A 15833-nucleotide genomic window follows, 5' to 3' on the forward strand; every position below is an offset into this window, starting at 1 on the left:
AGATACGTCTGCTACTCTTTTTTCGCCCAGATTCACAATTTCCGGTCTAAAAGCATGCCAATTTGCTCGGCCATCTCGACCGGTGGGAGAGGTTTTTCGTTCATAAACCACCACTCCATGATCCCCACTACAGCGGACGCTGCATAACGGACAACTACTTCTTTGTTTAATCCTCGATTTCTCTCTTCATTCATGTCGACCTCTTCCCGAAGTTCATCCATCATAAATTCAAGGAATTGAGTGCGGAAGTAAGGAGCGCCCTTACTCACCAGCATTGTGGAGAAAAATAAATAATTAGCCTCAAAATATTCAAACCAGATCATTTCGGCTTCTGTAAAGCTCAAATGGGCCGATTCATTGCACAATCTTCGGAGTTCATCAATATGTGTGGCGATCAGCTTATCCAGCAAATCATATGACCTAGTCGTATTTTTCCCTCAATCGCTTGATGTCCGCTCTTGGGGGAGCACCGAACATGCGAGAGTATTCACGGCTAAATTGGGAAGAACTCTCGTAACCAATCCTGTAAGCGACATCCGCGGCATCCGCCGATTCAGCCATTAAGATACGACGGGCTTCCTGAAGTCTCAGCTGTTTCTGAAACTGGATCGGGCTCATGGAGGTTACTTCTTTAAAATGCCGATGGAATGAGGAAATGCTCATACTGGCGGCCTCTGCAAGATCTTCGATCCGAAAAGACTGATCCCAATGTTGAACAATATAGTCGATAGCTTCCCGGATTCGATAGGTGCTGCTTCCTTCGACCGCAATCTGAGCCAATTCGGCTCCATAGGGGCCCTGAAGGAGTCTGTACAGAATCTCTTTTGTGTAGAGTGGGGCGAGAAACGGGATTTCTTCTGGAGTATCCAGCAGGCGGGCAAGTCTAAGCACAGCATCCTGAATAGACGGTTCCATTCGGCCGACGAATAAGGCACGTTTGGCGTTTTCTTTTAATTTGACCTGGATTTTAGAATCGTTCAGTACCTCAAGGATCTGATTATGGGTAAATTCGAGCTTGAGACTTAGGTAAGGAGATCCTGGAGAAGCTTTTATAATTTGACCGATCACTGGCAGATTCATAGACGCGATCAGATAATCGGAAGGTCCATATTTGAAATTTTCCTGTGCCAGCAAAATTTCTTTCAAACCTTGAACAACAAAACAAAAGGAAGGTTTGTAAACCCGGTAAACAGGCTCGGTTTTGCTGGAATGCTGATAGAAAAAAAGGGAAGGAATTGCTGTTTCCCTCGGCCTATTTTGAAGTGAATGACGCTCGATCAAACTGGTTAGCTCTTTTTGTTGTTCAAGAATGTTCTCCGACATTCAAATCCTCCTTGCGAGTTTGTCTGGCTCCATTAAAAACGCAACTGCCTGTAACAAAAGTAGTGGTGATAGGATCAGGCAATCAATTAAGACAAATGAGATACCGCTTTGCTTCTTCTGTTTGGCATAATAAAACTAAACTCACAGAATCAAGCAAGGAGGTGGATAACGGAATAGGAAGTGGATTCAAGATAACGGCATTTAACAAGAACAATTTTCAACAGAGGGAGAAGATGAATCATTTGAATCGTTGGTTTAGGAACTTATTGGTTCAAAGGCTTATCACATTAATAGAGTTTGAAGAGCATGAAGGTTTCAAACAATTATATAATAGTTCTCTTGACAGAATCGTAAGCCAATTAACTAAACAAAGATAATTAACGTCTTAAGGAAGGATGAATTACGATGCAAAAGCGTAAATTGGGAAATAGCGGTCTGGAAGTTTCTGCGATGGGGCTTGGATGCATGGGAATGAGCTACGGTTATGGCCCAGCTTCTGATCCAAAGAAAATGATCTCAGTCATTCGGGAAGCAGTCGAGCGCGGCGTAACTTTCTTTGATACCGCCGAAGTATACGGACCTTATACGAATGAGGAACTTTTAGGCGAAGCGCTTCTTCCTGTTCGCGACCAAGTCGTGATTGCCACGAAATTCGGCTTCCATATTCAGGATGGCAAGCAGTTCGGTATGAACAGTCGCCCTGAGCATATCAAGAAAGTTGCCGAAGCATCGCTTAAACGTCTCAAGATTGAAGCCATCGATCTGTATTATCAGCACCGGGTCGATCCAGATGTGCCAATTGAAGAGGTAGCGGGAGCCGTGCAAGATCTGATCCGAGAAGGAAAGGTGAAGCACTGGGGATTATCTGAAGCAGGAGTCCAGACGATCCGTCGAGCACACGCCGTTCAGTCGCTCACTGCAATTCAGAGTGAATATTCTCTGTGGTGGAGACGTCCAGAAGAGGAACTCCTTCCTGCGCTTGAAGAGCTCGGCATTGGCTTCGTTCCGTTCAGTCCTTTGGGCAAGGGTTACCTAACGGGGAGTTTTAACGCAGACACGACATTCAGTCATGGTGATTTGCGCAATATTCTTCCGCGTTTTACTTCAGAAGCGCTAGAGACCAATCAGGTGCTGGTGGACCTGCTTAAAGAGATGGCTGAGCAGTTAAAGGCAACACCAGCCCAAGTTGCACTCGCCTGGCTGCTTGCCCAAAAGCCGTGGATCGTTCCGATTCCGGGCACGCGGAAATTGAGTCGTTTGGAAGAAAATCTAGGTGCCGTGACCCTTCAGCTTACGTCTGAAGATGTGCGGAACATTAGCAACGCAGCCTCACAAATCACATTGATGGGCGCGAGATATACAGAGGAGTTGGAGAGAAGAACGGGTCTGTGATTTAATTCTTCAAGTCTTTCGTAGCTATGCAGAATGGATTGAAGGAAACCCTTATTTTCAGAGAGTTGTACCGGGTAAAATCATCGGATTTACACAAAAATGATTTCACCCGGTACGATATGTTTAAGAGGAAGTCTCTTTAGTTAAAGTGAATAATTGAGATGAAAAATCACATTTCTCCGCAATATTAAAATCCTGGTCAGCCTGATAAGGTGGGGTGAGTATAAGTCCGATGTTCATTAACTCGCTGCCAGTAAAACGTCGGTCCAGTTCTTCCACGAAATATACTGCCTTTTCGTCCAGTCCGATGAGCTTTAGCCGTGAATAAGCTGCATTGGGGCGCGAGAGCACCTGGTACCAGCCGACGAGAGCATGCTCACGTTCTGCATCAATAGTCATCCAAGCTGTCTCATTTTTTTCAAAAGGACTTAGCAGACGATAAAACGTTCCCTGGGTAACTAATCGTTGGTGACGTTTATACAATTGTATTTGCTTTTTGATTATATTGCACTCTTCCTCGGTCAAAGCTAATGGATCAAGTTCATAACCGAATACACCGAAGTAGGCGACATTTGATCTGGTTTGTAGTGGTGCAGTTCTGCCTACCTGGTGGTTCGGAATGGTTGACACATGAGCACCCATGCTGCTAAGCGGATAAGCCATGGAAGTGCCATACTGAATCTTAAGACGTTCAATAGCTTCGCTATCGTCGCTCGTCCATGTTTGCGGAGCATAATAAAGCATCCCTGGATCAAACCGTCCTCCACCGGAAGCACAGGACTCAAACAAAATCTCAGGGTATTTGGTAATCAGCTTCTCATATAAAGCATACACGCCTAGGACGTAACGATGGAAAAACTCGCCCTGTCTTTCCTTGCCAAGTGATAATGAATAGGCTTCTGAAATACAGCGATTCATATCCCATTTTACATATTCGATATGAGCAGAAGAGAGCACGTCATCCATTAACTTAAACAGGTAATTCACAACAGGCGGTTGGGAATAATCAAGAACATACTGATGCCGTCCATGCTTGCGTTTACGCCCGGGTGTTCCCACAACCCAGTCTGGATGTTCCCTCATAATATGAGAGTCGGAGTTAACCATTTCCGGCTCGAACCAAAGACCGAATTTCATACCGAGCTCATTGATCTTCTTTGCCAAATTCGAGATTCCGTTCGGTAGCTTTTCACGATTTTCAAACCAGTCACCGAGTGAGGAAGTATCATTGTTTCTTTGACCGAACCAACCGTCATCCAAGACAAAGAGCTCAATCCCTAGTTCACTTGCTTTTTTAGCCATATCCACTATTTTCTTCTCGGTAAAATCAAAGTAGGTTCCCTCCCAGTTATTGATCAATACAGGTCGTTCCCGTTCGGCCCAGCTACTACGAATTAAGTGTTTATTGTATAGGCGATGGAACGCCTGGCTCATTCCGTTCAAACCGTTCTGTGAGTAGACCATAACTGCTTCGGGCGAATAAAAACATTCTCCAGGCTTCAGAGTCCAGCAGAATTTGTCAGGATGAATACCGAGGCTCAGTCGGGTAGTTGAGTAGCTGTCCACTTCCGCCTGGGCAAGAAAGTTTCCACTGTAGACGAGATTAACTGCATATACTTCTCCTTGGTGTTCCTGAGACCCCGGTTTGGCAAGCGCCATGAATGGATTGTGAATATGACTACTAATTCCTCGTGTGCTCCCAATGGACTGAACACCTGGTCTGAGTGGTGTACGCTCCACATGTCGTTCCCTACCCCATGCCCCCGACAAATGAATAAATTCATATTCGGAGTCAGGAAGATCAAGGCTCATGCTCATTAGACGGTTGACTCTCAGAGTACTATTTCCGGAGTTCGTTATGGATACGGATCTCGTGATTACAGGCAGTTCACTGAAGATGGTGTAAGCAAGTACGGCAACCGCCCCTGTAAGGGAATCGGTCAGCGTGATCAGGAGTGTCTCTGCTTCATCTGCTTCCTTACAAAACGTAGCAGGGAGATGGGGGATTTTAGGTTTCCCCGTGATGACCTCGTAACGGTCAAAAATGAACTCCATGACATGAGAACCATCCTCCTGTATGATCTCAACTGCTGGTTCTCTAAAGTCTCCACTTCCCGAAGAAGGAAATTCCTGCTTAATGCTTTCCAATGATGTTACCAAGTCGCCATCAAACTCACCAACAGACACAGAGCGGTAGCTTCGTTCAATAAAACGGTCATATTGACCTAGGTACTCCATTTTTTTGCCATAATATAAATGCTCCAATTGCCCGTTCTCCATGACACGGAAAAGATAACTGCAGTATTTGTTCGTTAAGTGAAATGTACGTTCCTTTGGGTTAACTTGTATACTAGCCATGTACATAGCTCCTTTCAAAATATAACAGACCTGTTGAAAGCGTTATTATTGAACTCAGCATAACAAAGCCAGGGATAGAAAATACATTACTTTTTTTAAGCGTATTATGGGAAAAACAAAGAATCTTCCAAAGGGGATTTATAGTTAGGTTCAACCTTATTTCTTGTTATTTGTCATCCTTAACTTATGCTATAGTGATAAATTAACAAACATAGATTCTATGTTGGGAAAAGTACGAGGAAGGTGCGAATGGACCAGAATATGATTTTCAGGATTTGGATACACATCCCAGTTCAGAGCTTAAAAATATATTGGATCTGATTCTATATAATTGTGGGAGAAGCACATATAGGGAACAACTTCTTTGGTTTTACTATATAAATCTATAAAAATATTAGTATTTGAAAGCGGTTTTTTTTGCTATCGTAAAATTGTTGGTTTTTTCCTGCATGGTATTTTTAGCGATTGTAGGAAGAGTACTTTTGCGGGAGGAGAACCGTGCGTGGATTTCTTAACTGCTTTTATTCCAGCTGTCGGCTGGGGAGTCATGCCGATATTGGCGTATATGACTAAAGCCAGTCCCCGAGAACAGCTGACAGGTACTGTTATTGGTGCTGTGTTGTTTGCCCTGTGCTTGTATATCATTCAGCCAGCTTCATTAGCACCGATTCCTTTTGTGATAAGTTTTATATCCGGTATTTTCTGGGCCGCTGGACAATTGCTCCAGTTTCGAACTTTCCAAAAAGTAAGCGTATCCATTGCCATTCCTGTAATTTGCGGTCTACAGTTGATAGGGACGACGCTATTTGCCGCACTTATCTTGGGTGAATGGATAACAGGTTACCAATATGGGATGGGTGTTGGTTCTCTTCTGTGTATTTTGGCGGGAGTTCTATTCACCAGCTATCAGGGCAAGTCTGCTGGGCTGTCTAAGCCTTTGCCGTTACGAATTATTATGATGCTGGTTTGCTCCGGGTTAGCGTTAAGCAGTTATGTAGTTATCAATCAGTACTTTAATATATCTAGGCTGTCCATCATTCTGCCGCAATCGCTCGGGATGTTATGCTCGGCCATAGTCATAAATCTGAAAGGCAAACATCGTCTGCGATTCTCTCCAGTACTTCGCAATTTGTCTACAGGATTGGTTTGGAGCATTGCTAATCTAGCACTATTTATTTCCAACGGTTTGATCGGCATGGCGGCTAGTTTTCCGATCTCTCAAGCGAGCATTGCGATTGCTTGTGTCGGTAGCATTTTAATATTTAAGGAAAAGAAAAGCTCTCAGGAATGGATAGCTATACTTGTGGGAATTACGGTGCTGATGATAGGAGTGGGAATGATCAGCTTACTTAAGCCCTAGAGAGAATTTGTGGAGGAAAAAGCTTATATATCCATAGGGCACGCTTTTCGGGATTGACAGAGGTAAAGCAGCATGAGAAAATGTACGCGCGTACATAAAATGATTGGAGGTGGGAAATATCGTTTCGCGCAAGGAAGTAGCAGAACTCGCTGGCGTGTCTGAAGCGACGGTGTCTCGAGTATTGAACGCGACCGGTCCTATTAAGGAAGATACGCGGAAAAGGGTCCTGGACGTTGCCAACCAACTTGGATATGTTCCCAGTGCATTGGCCCGCAACTTTGCCCGAAGCAAGAGTGGCCATCTTGGTGTGGTTATGCCTTATGTCCCGAAGGCGCATCTGTTCTCTGCTTATTTTTTCTCTGAGATGCTGAGCGGCATCGGCAATAAAGCCAGAGACAGCGGGCTCGATCTACTACTATTATTCCGAAAACCGGGGGAACGGATGGACTACAGCAGTCTTTTCCGTCAGCAGAAGGTCGACAGTTGTATCATCCTTGGAGCAAGAGATGACCACGATGAGGTGGAGGCTCTGAAGAGACTTCAGCAAGAGGGGCGACCGTTCTGTGTCATGAATCACCATTTCGAAGGGCAGTCGTTCTGTGAAGTGGATGCAGACCATGTAGAAGGAAGCCGAGTGGCTGTTAGTCATCTCATTGAGCAGGGGTGCAAGCGGATAGCCTTTCTCAACGGTCCGGATATCTATTCCAACAGTACGGAGCGCTTGAAGGGTTATCTCATCGCGCTTCAGGAGGCTGGTATTGAATATGACTATGAGCTGATTCTGCAAGGCAATTACAGTCGTCGAAGCGGGCTCGAAGCGTCGGCTACCATCGCAGACAAATTAGATGATATCGATGCCGTCTTTGCGGCGAACGACCGGATGGCCCTCGGCGTAATGCAGGGTCTCCGTGAGCGCGGACTGGCAATTGACCAGTTCCCAGCATTTGTGGGCTATGACGATTCGGATGCGGCTGAGATGGCTGTTCCCCCACTAAGCAGTGTTCGTGTTCCTTTTTATGAGATGGGGGAGCTTGCAGCCTCGAAGCTTATACCCGATCCTCAGGACCACATTCCGGCTCTGGAACTGACTGGGACTGGGTGCGACTCAATAAGAGAACTTCTGCCCACAGAGCTGATTATCAGGGCGTCATCCATTCGTCAATAACACCATTCATCAATAATTCGTTGAAACTCATACCTATAAGGAGGATCACGACATGTCTAATCGTCTTCGTATTGGAATGGTTGGCTACAAATTTATGGGCAAGGCTCACAGCAACGCTTACCGTAGTCTACCTATGTTCTTCCCAGATGCCCCGCTGCAGCCAGAGATGTCCGTCATCTGTGGACGTAACGAGCAGGGGGTTCAGGCGGCTGCCCGCCAGTTCGGCTGGACCGAGAGTGTTACGGATTGGCGTGATCTAGTGAAGCGTAACGATATTGATCTCATTGACATTAACGCCCCGAGTAATGCCCATAAGGAAATTGTTATCGAGGCTGCCCTCCATGGCAAGCATCTGTTTTGTGAGAAGCCGCTTGCGCTTTCACTGGCAGATTCCCGTGACATGTTGCAGGCAGCAGAGAAAGCAGGAGTCAACCATATGATTGGCTTCAACTACCGCTTTTCTCCGGCTGTCCAGCTGGCGAAGCAGCTCGTCGAAAGCGGTCGCCTAGGCAAAATCTATCATTTCCGTGCGTTTTTCCTTCAAGACTGGATCATGGACCCGTCCTTTCCGCTGGTATGGCGGTTGCAAAAAGAAGTGGCCGGTTCTGGCTCTCATGGAGACCTTGGCGCCCATCTGATTGATCTCGCTCGGTTTCTGGTCGGCGAGTTCGACGAAGTTATCGGCATGAGCGAGACGTTCATCAAACAGCGTCCGCTGGCTATGGAGATGAGCGGATTGAGCTCCAAAAGGAGTACCGAGGCCAATGCACCAATGGGAGAAGTGACGGTCGATGATGCCACGCTGTTCCTAGCACGCTTTGCTGGAGGTGCGCTGGGCAGCTTCGAGGCCACACGCTTTGCTGCCGGACATCGGAGCACAAATTCATTCGAAATCAACGGTAGTCTAGGCAGTGTACGGTTTGACTTTGAGCGGATGAATGAACTGGAAGTGTATTTCACACAGGATGAGGAAGACGTTCAGGGCTTCCGCCGCGTGCTCGCCACCGATCCAGCACACAAGTATTCCGAAGCCTGGTGGCCTGCAGGACATACAATCGGATTTGAGCATACCTTCACCCACGAGATGCTTGAGATGTTGAGTGCCATCTCCGAAGGACGGCAACCTTCGCCGAATTTCCACGACGGGGTCGCTTGTCAGGCTGTGCTTGAAGCAGTAGAACGATCTATAAAGGAACGTCGCTGGGTATCCATTGAAGAAATGTAGTATAACAACACATTCCGAAAGGTGAGTGGATTATAGATGCGCAAGGCACTGATTGTATGGGGTGGATGGAACGGACATGAGCCCGAGCAGGTGGCGGCTATTTTTGAACGCATTTTAAAGGAAGAACAGTTCGAGGTGGAGGTGTCTAATACCCTTGATGCCTACCAGGATGCGGAGAAACTGCTTGGCCTGGACCTGATCATTCCAATGTGGACTATGGGCCAGATCGAGCAGGAACTAGTCAATAATGTCTCAGCAGCGGTTCAAAGCGGTGTAGGTCTGGCAGGCTGTCACGGTGGCATGTGTGATGCCTTTCGGAACAACGTGGACTGGCAGTTCATGACAGGCGGGCAATGGGTTGCTCATCCCGGTAATGATGGGGTGGAGTATATGGTGAACATAAAGCGTGGCTCCAGCCCGCTGCTGGACCATATTGAGGATTTTCAGGTCAAAAGCGAGCAGTACTACCTCCATGTAGACCCTGCAGTTGAGGTGCTGGCAACCACACGCTTCCCGGTCGTACCAGGACCTCATTCGGCTAATGGGCCGGTGGATATGCCTGTTGTATGGACAAAGCGGTGGGGAAGCGGACGCGTATTCTACAATTCGCTAGGTCATCACGCAGATATCATAGATATACCTCAAGTGACCGAGATGATGCGCAGCGGGTTCCTGTGGACCGCGGCAGGCAAACAGGCAGCGACCAGCTACGGTAGCTCGCTGGCAGAGGCATACACGGGTATGGCAGACAACCAGCAGCAGTAGCGCGAACAGGATGGTATCCGATGTAATAAAAGAACGCCATTATCCATTTTTTCTAAAGGAGAAGGGAGTCCAGCATGAACAAAATGAAAGTAGGCATTATCGGATGTGGTAAAATTAGCGGAATTTACATGGAAAATTGCCATCGTTTCGACATTCTGGAGCTGTTCGCAGTAGCGGATCTGGACCAAGGTCGAGCAGAGGAGCAGGCGATAGCATTCAACGTTCCGAACGTATATACAGTAGATGAGATTTTAGCTGACCCGCAGATCGAACTTATCATTAATTTGACCATTCCGGCCGTTCACGCCGAGGTGTGTCTCAGAGCTCTTGCGGCTGGCAAGCATGTCTATGTGGAGAAGCCACTTGCCGTCACCCGTGAGCAGGGCCAGGCTGTCTTGGATCTTGCTCGTCAAAAAGGACTACTTGTTGGCTGCGCACCGGAAACTTTCTTCGGTTCCGGTATACAGACATCATTGAAGCTGATTGAGGACGGTGTCATTGGGAATCCGGTAGCTGCTACAGCTTTCATGATGAGCCGTGGGCATGAACATTGGCATCCCGATCCTGAATTTTATTATGCAGTCGGCGGCGGGCCGATGTTTGATATGGGCCCTTATTACTTGACGGCTCTGGTACAACTGCTGGGACCGATTACTGCTATTTCGGGCATGACCAGCAAGGCGATGGATCAGCGAACGATTACGAGCGAGAAAAAGAAAGGCCAGACCATCCCGGTCGATATTCCGACCCATGTAGCCGGATTGTTGCGCTTCAAGCAAGGAGCTGTCGGTACGCTGATTACCAGCTTTGACATCTTTGGTGGAAGCACTCTGCCACCGATCGAGGTGTATGGTACGCATGGCACGCTACAGGTGCCTGACCCGAACACGTTCGGAGGACCAGTTCGCTATAGACTGTTAGGCGAACAAGAATGGACAGAGGCACCGCTGCTGCCGGGATACAAGGAGAATACACGGGGTATCGGTGTTGCCGATATGGCCTATGCTCTCCGTAGCGGACGGCCTCACCGCGCTAGCGGGGAACTGGCCTACCATGTGCTGGAAGCGATGTGGGCGTTCCATGACTCTTCCGATCAAGAGACCTTTTATACGATGCAGAGCACCTGTCAGCGCCCGTCGGCTTTACCGGAAAACCTGCCCTTATATACATTAGATGTGTAAACGAGTATCAGTCTGAAGCTGACCTGCAGCATACAAGAATTATAAGACTGGAGGGCTGTCCCAAAAGTCGGTCTGGGATTTGCACATTCTGCTTTGACTATTTATTACTTAAAAAAGAAGGCTCCAGCCCCGATTTGACTGCGGCTTAGGAGTCTTCTTAGTTAACTTTCAAGACATCATGCTACAATCATTTCGAGCCTTGAACAAGATTTTTATGCTATAAAAAATAACATCAATACTGCGAGGAATGCGCTAGAACGGACCTTTTAGCTTGATTAGTTCTGTAATTTCGCTCTAATATAAAAGAAACATCAGCTGGACATCAATGTATTCTTAATACGGTGGCGCTGTAAATGTATTCTTGATAATTCAAGAAAAATATCAGATCAATTTCAATTTTTGAAGAGGGTGAAAATATGTGTAGATATGCAATGTACGGTCCATACAAAGATATCTTTGCCTGCTTTACTTGTAGGAAGGTGTATAAGCAAACATCCCGCTTTGAGATGCCAAAGGATGAATATGAGCGGCTTGTTCATGTCTGTCCGCAATGCCAGACGCCCATGCATGACATGGGTCATGATTTTCAGGCCCCGAAGCAAACGGATATCAAGCAGTGGAAAAAGGTAGAGCTTCTGTATCGAAACGGATACTCTTACCATTCCTGTGGGTGTGGCGGTCCTGGGTACAGACCTTCCCGGTTGCAAGATGTTCCTGAATTTCTGAAGGAACACCGAAGGTTTGAGAATGAGGGAGAGGCATTACTGCATCGAATTTTGCAGAGTTAGTTGAATCGTGCCCATAACAAACATCGGCTATTCGTAGTATTTTCATAAGGAGGTCATCATGAGAAATTGTGCGCTTTACAGCTCAACCTTCGATCTGGATCAGGTTGAGAGACTATTAAAGTCGATTTATCCCAACAACAAGATACACGTGAATGAAAGCAAAACTAAGTTTGAGGTCAAAAGCCGGGGCTGGTTTAGTAGAAAGATCAAAGGATTTAACATAATGACCAGCAAAACGAATCCGGAGGAGTTTGCCTCCATGCTTAACGGAATGATAAACTTTTTTAGTCAAATTCCTGCTGAAAACGAACAGTTGCAGCAAAAGCTGTTGATCAAAATGAGTACGCTGAATATGGTGATTGGTGTGGAGACTGAGGAGGATATATCTGAAGCCTTTTTTGCCGAATTACTTGATATCATAAATTCGCTGGATGGACTGATGTTCCGGGGTGGCGGTGATTTGCTTGCACCTGACGGAAGTCTGCTACTAGATGTGAATGGACGTTCGGAAGTGGAAGATTATACAGTGACTGCTCATGTTAGTTATTTGTACGGAGAGGATCAAATTAGCGAATCCGGGATGGAGCGAAAGCTGCAGTCAGAAAAGATATTGCTCGATCAAGGCTTTACGCAAATGCCGCCGATCCCAGGAAGGCTAGGAGATGAAGCCGCAGACAGCATCCGTTCCCTTAAGGAAGTGGCTGGCCGTGCCGTTGCTTTGTGTATTGTAGCCCTGAAAGGCGAGTGTATCGGTGCGGGCGAAAGCATGGATGATACGAATCGAATGATAAATCAAGTGACTGATCAGTATGGCGCGGACTGTTTCTTTTCACCAGAAGAGAAGAGGTTCCTATCCAATGAGTATGACGATGAGTCAGAGGGTGTCCAGTTCTCCTGGCGTTATGAAGGCTTTTGGACTCTGTTATGGGCTTTGGGCCATCTTGAGAAGCTAGGTGACCCAACTGGTATTTGCGACGTGCCATTGTCTGTTTCAAAGTTACAGCAATTTGACTCATTTGAGGCTTTTCTGTCAAGCTCAAGGCTGCGCAGTAGCAAGGAAATTTTAGATGAAGCCGATTTAATCTGTCGTTACGACTGGATGTGTGTGGATAGCCGCATTCATAAACAGCCAGCCCCTGGAAATCTGGATGATGGTGTAGTGTATGAACGTCATCGTGTGCTAAAATGGCTCACTGGTTACATGGGACAGGATTGGGATGATGTGCGCACAGATACATAATAGGAAGCGTAAGAAAGCATCAATCCTCTACCAAATAGGTAGAGGATTGTTTGTTTGGTGTGGGGCACTTTACTTAAAATTCATGACGTTGACCGTAAATTCGCAATTCACTGATCTCAAACATCGTACTTTGCGGCTCGATTATCGCCAGCTTGAAAAAGCGGAAAGGGGTGTTTTTATACTCATCCCTCACGTAAAGCCGTTGCTTTTCTTCGGTTCGTACAGTGAGCTGATCCGTCAAACGGGTCCAATTCTTCTCATCATTCGAGCCAAACACGGCAAGACCGGAGATCCGCTCGGGAAAGCTTCTTCTACCTTGGACCTCGAAAACATGCGCATTGATTTTAAACTTACTTCCAAAGTCAAGGGTATGGTACTGATTCGAAGCCAATCCGTAAGCGACATAACTGTTGTCATTATGATCCGTGAGACTTGATAAATAATTGCCGAAGGAAGACGTAGATAGCATCTTCACAAAGTTGAGGCTTCCATCCGGCAAAGTGATATTTAGAAGCTCTAATCCTTCTACTGCCTCACGAACGGTTTGCAATTTGGCATAAAACGCTGCATCTGTATCCGTTGCAATATGATTGATAACGTCTGTATATGCATTTGTGTAAGTCGCAAGGGAGGCTGACACATAATTCTCAGCCGAATTATATCCGGTGGTAGCTGCAGTAACAGCAGATGGTCGGTCAGCTGTCACCTCAATTTTTACATGTTTCGTAGCTAATGAGGTCCCGACGCTGGCCACGATGGTAAAAGAACTTGTTCCGATTTGCGTAGGAGTCCAAGTGAAGGCGCCGGTGTGGGCATCCAAGATGGCACCCTTAGGCCCATCTGCCATTTCATAGGTAATGATACCTGAAGCGCTCGAATCCGTAGCCGAAAAATCTGCGTTGATCGTTCCGCCTGTATACGTAAATAGGTTCAGTGTGGATGAACCGGAGTCAAACGCTGGAACGGACAACTGGCTACCCGCCAGGACATGGAAGTGATCCAGGTCTACCTGGGCACCGTTTCCCTTTACCTTCATATACATAAGACTATAGTTTTCATCCATCTGAGCATATGAAACTCTGTCGATGGACATATCAAAGGTGACATATCTCCATTGTCCTTTTGTATCCGGCAGCGAAATCGTATGGAAAGGAACAGAGTTTTTTTTTTTACTTAGTTCAAGAGTTGCGATTCCTTGGGTCCTGATTTTCAAGCCGATGAGTTTGGTGGAGGTTCGCTGACCGAAGGAAAGATTCAAAGGTACAATAGTGCTGCCCTCGTCCGTTGCTGTAATTTCCACATAGGAAATTGTACCTTCCTGCTTGGTTGTCGAACGGCTGTCAAGAGCCGTGTATCGGTCTTCAATTTCTACTACAGCATCACTTGTCATTTCCTTCGGGACATTATTTGACCCCTCCAAAACGGCTGCCGGAGGAATATACAACCAGAAATCACCGCCTCCGTCTGGACTCTCCCATGCTTTGGATAGTGTACCTTTGTAATAATAATTTGGTGGGATACGTTTTCTAAACGCTTCATAAAAGTATGGCGCCTTCTCTGAGAGATTGACTCCTTTGCTGTAAGTATAATAGTAGTATATGTCCCAAAACTGGGCGGTGTTCATTCTACCTCTATAAAAATCGGATATCGTCCTATAGATGCCCATTGGGTTACCATTCGCATCCATGGTATAAACCACTGGGGTCCAAGGGGTATCATATCCCAACATGTATTGCCAAAAATAATTGGCTGCCGTCAGAATTCGGTGATCCAGAAAACCAAAAATATCCACCGCATTCGGAGCATTTGAGACCGTGCCTTTTACCGGATCTATTTTTGTGCCTTGGGCAAGAAGCATTCGGGAAATAATCGCTGCATTTGTAATGTCTCCCGCGCCATGAGCCTGGTCCCTGCCCATTTCCACGTGCTGGATGACCGGTTTATCCAGTTTCTCTCCCGTTACAGAATTGGTGTCAACTAGACGAAATAGTTGTTTAATTGAGCCGTTAATTCCTTGATCTGTTGCCGTTTTGTTCACAGTAAACCATTCTACAGCCTCTTCATATCTATCGGTGTTGTCTGTAAAAATATATCCTGCCATAGCTCCCAGCAGGGGATAAGTGTGTTGGTTCATGAAATGATTGTTATCGTGAAGAAACGTTTCCGTAACCGGAATAATGAGATTGTTGCTGAAATTGGCCGTATCCTGGTCCGTCCACCTCAAGGATTCAGTCTTGCAACTGGAGTACCGCAATATCTCTGCGGCTGTTACCATCCGGTTCAGCGGAATCCCAGTATGAATGTGAGCATCGGTGAAATAGGTGTATTTCGCAGGGTCCATTTGGGACCAAATGCGAATAATGCGCATAGCATTAGCCCGGTAGATTTCATCGCCTGAAATGTAATATAGCAGTGCTTGTGTATACGCTTTCAAACCATCGGATATAAATCGCGAGTTAAAACTCTGGCTGTTAAAAGCATCACTGGCCGGTTTCGTTGGTTCCATAGGATTTTGGTTGCTTGATGTAATCGACTTTGAGGTGGTTGACGATACCAACATGGCCTTATAATACGAATACCAGGGTTCCTGCTTCGCCATAATTTGTGCCCGCATGTTTTCAAGAATGTCCTTGGTTACTCCGATCCCGGGATGCAGAAATCCGTTGTTGGTTGTTTCCATAATTTCTACAGCATCGGTTGCCTTCGGCAGTTCCATTGTAGACAACGAAGCAGATGCTGGCGACCAAGGTATACATATGGCGGCAAAAATTAGGGCAGAAAAAAGGGCTGTCATTCGTCTCCACATACTCATTTGGTATAGTTTATACATTCTGTTCAGAAAATCTCCTCCTTTGCTGTTTATTCAAGAAACACAATAGCAGAATGGAGAAGGAGAGGTATGCTGTTTTTTTTAGAGAAATATGCAGAAAAACTAGTGAATTCCAACAACACATGCAACTATTGGCTGAAGTCCACAACTGGAGTAGAGGCCAGCATATTCAAACAATTGGTTAAAAAAACCACACATAAAGATGC

The 15833-nt window shown here is 46.2% G+C and carries 12 protein-coding genes; 8 read left to right on the plus strand and 4 right to left on the minus strand.

Annotation, left to right across the window (positions count from 1 at the left end):
- Positions 1 to 32: 32 nt before the first annotated feature.
- Together ACXHJ1_RS19255 and ACXHJ1_RS19260 are read right to left on the minus strand one after the other, a co-directional pair.
- Positions 33 to 410 (minus strand): TetR-like C-terminal domain-containing protein, encoded by a 378-nt coding sequence (locus tag ACXHJ1_RS19255; RefSeq protein WP_017426995.1) that lies wholly within the window; start codon positions 408 to 410, stop codon positions 33 to 35.
- A 10-nt stretch (positions 411 to 420) separates the two neighbouring features.
- On the minus strand, positions 421 to 1323 hold the full coding sequence (locus ACXHJ1_RS19260; protein WP_107733569.1) for an AraC family transcriptional regulator: 903 nt from the start codon (positions 1321 to 1323) through the stop codon (positions 421 to 423).
- A gap of 405 nt (positions 1324 to 1728) precedes the next feature.
- Between ACXHJ1_RS19260 and ACXHJ1_RS19265 the strand changes: the two genes are divergently transcribed.
- Positions 1729 to 2715 carry an aldo/keto reductase gene (locus ACXHJ1_RS19265; protein ID WP_045244610.1) on the plus strand — a complete coding sequence of 329 codons (987 nt, stop codon included), beginning with the start codon at positions 1729 to 1731 and terminating at the stop codon, positions 2713 to 2715.
- Between the two features lie 123 nt (positions 2716 to 2838).
- Here the strand turns inward: ACXHJ1_RS19265 and ACXHJ1_RS19270 are convergent, their stop codons facing one another.
- Entirely contained in the window at positions 2839 to 5073 is a 2235-nt protein-coding gene (locus ACXHJ1_RS19270) for an alpha-galactosidase (RefSeq protein ID WP_107733571.1), read from the minus strand.
- A gap of 502 nt (positions 5074 to 5575) precedes the next feature.
- On the opposite strand from ACXHJ1_RS19270, the gene ACXHJ1_RS19275 reads away from it, so the two are divergent.
- The 7 genes from ACXHJ1_RS19275 (at position 5576) to ACXHJ1_RS19305 (ending at position 12797) form a co-directional block, all read left to right on the plus strand.
- On the plus strand, positions 5576 to 6433 hold the full coding sequence (locus ACXHJ1_RS19275) for a GRP family sugar transporter (RefSeq protein WP_107733572.1): 858 nt from the start codon (positions 5576 to 5578) through the stop codon (positions 6431 to 6433).
- 103 nt (positions 6434 to 6536) lie between these two features.
- Positions 6537 to 7598 carry a LacI family DNA-binding transcriptional regulator gene (locus ACXHJ1_RS19280; protein WP_107733573.1) on the plus strand — a complete coding sequence of 354 codons (1062 nt, stop codon included), beginning with the start codon at positions 6537 to 6539 and terminating at the stop codon, positions 7596 to 7598.
- A 52-nt stretch (positions 7599 to 7650) separates the two neighbouring features.
- Positions 7651 to 8823 carry a Gfo/Idh/MocA family protein gene (locus tag ACXHJ1_RS19285; protein ID WP_016820828.1) on the plus strand — a complete coding sequence of 391 codons (1173 nt, stop codon included), beginning with the start codon at positions 7651 to 7653 and terminating at the stop codon, positions 8821 to 8823.
- A gap of 36 nt (positions 8824 to 8859) precedes the next feature.
- Positions 8860 to 9588, plus strand: a complete 729-nt coding sequence (locus tag ACXHJ1_RS19290) for a ThuA domain-containing protein (protein ID WP_016820829.1) — start codon at positions 8860 to 8862, stop codon at positions 9586 to 9588.
- 74 nt (positions 9589 to 9662) lie between these two features.
- On the plus strand, positions 9663 to 10769 hold the full coding sequence (locus ACXHJ1_RS19295) for a Gfo/Idh/MocA family protein (protein WP_031461507.1): 1107 nt from the start codon (positions 9663 to 9665) through the stop codon (positions 10767 to 10769).
- Positions 10770 to 11185: 416 nt separating this feature from the next.
- Positions 11186 to 11557, plus strand: coding sequence for a hypothetical protein (locus ACXHJ1_RS19300; RefSeq protein ID WP_025364944.1), 372 nt, complete (start codon positions 11186 to 11188; stop codon positions 11555 to 11557).
- Between the two features lie 58 nt (positions 11558 to 11615).
- Positions 11616 to 12797, plus strand: coding sequence for a DUF4272 domain-containing protein (locus ACXHJ1_RS19305; RefSeq protein WP_031461506.1), 1182 nt, complete (start codon positions 11616 to 11618; stop codon positions 12795 to 12797).
- A gap of 73 nt (positions 12798 to 12870) precedes the next feature.
- Here the strand turns inward: ACXHJ1_RS19305 and ACXHJ1_RS19310 are convergent, their stop codons facing one another.
- Positions 12871 to 15627 carry an Ig domain-containing protein gene (locus ACXHJ1_RS19310; RefSeq protein ID WP_457905055.1) on the minus strand — a complete coding sequence of 919 codons (2757 nt, stop codon included), beginning with the start codon at positions 15625 to 15627 and terminating at the stop codon, positions 12871 to 12873.
- Positions 15628 to 15833: the final 206 nt, after the last annotated feature.

The organism is Paenibacillus sp. ALE2, assembly GCF_054113385.1.

What these genes read in the sequence shown, in the direction of transcription:
- ACXHJ1_RS19260 (WP_107733569.1), bottom strand. Translation starts at nt 1,323, where the DNA reads ATGTCGGAGAACATTCTTGAACAACAAAAAGAGCTAACCAGTTTGATC.
- ACXHJ1_RS19265 (WP_045244610.1), top strand. Translation starts at nt 1,729, where the DNA reads ATGCAAAAGCGTAAATTGGGAAATAGCGGTCTGGAAGTTTCTGCGATG.
- ACXHJ1_RS19270 (WP_107733571.1), bottom strand. Translation starts at nt 5,073, where the DNA reads ATGGCTAGTATACAAGTTAACCCAAAGGAACGTACATTTCACTTAACG.
- ACXHJ1_RS19285 (WP_016820828.1), top strand. Translation starts at nt 7,651, where the DNA reads ATGTCTAATCGTCTTCGTATTGGAATGGTTGGCTACAAATTTATGGGC.
- ACXHJ1_RS19290 (WP_016820829.1), top strand. Translation starts at nt 8,860, where the DNA reads ATGCGCAAGGCACTGATTGTATGGGGTGGATGGAACGGACATGAGCCC.
- ACXHJ1_RS19295 (WP_031461507.1), top strand. Translation starts at nt 9,663, where the DNA reads ATGAACAAAATGAAAGTAGGCATTATCGGATGTGGTAAAATTAGCGGA.
- ACXHJ1_RS19300 (WP_025364944.1), top strand. Translation starts at nt 11,186, where the DNA reads ATGTGTAGATATGCAATGTACGGTCCATACAAAGATATCTTTGCCTGC.
- ACXHJ1_RS19305 (WP_031461506.1), top strand. Translation starts at nt 11,616, where the DNA reads ATGAGAAATTGTGCGCTTTACAGCTCAACCTTCGATCTGGATCAGGTT.
- ACXHJ1_RS19310 (WP_457905055.1), bottom strand. Translation starts at nt 15,627, where the DNA reads ATGTATAAACTATACCAAATGAGTATGTGGAGACGAATGACAGCCCTT.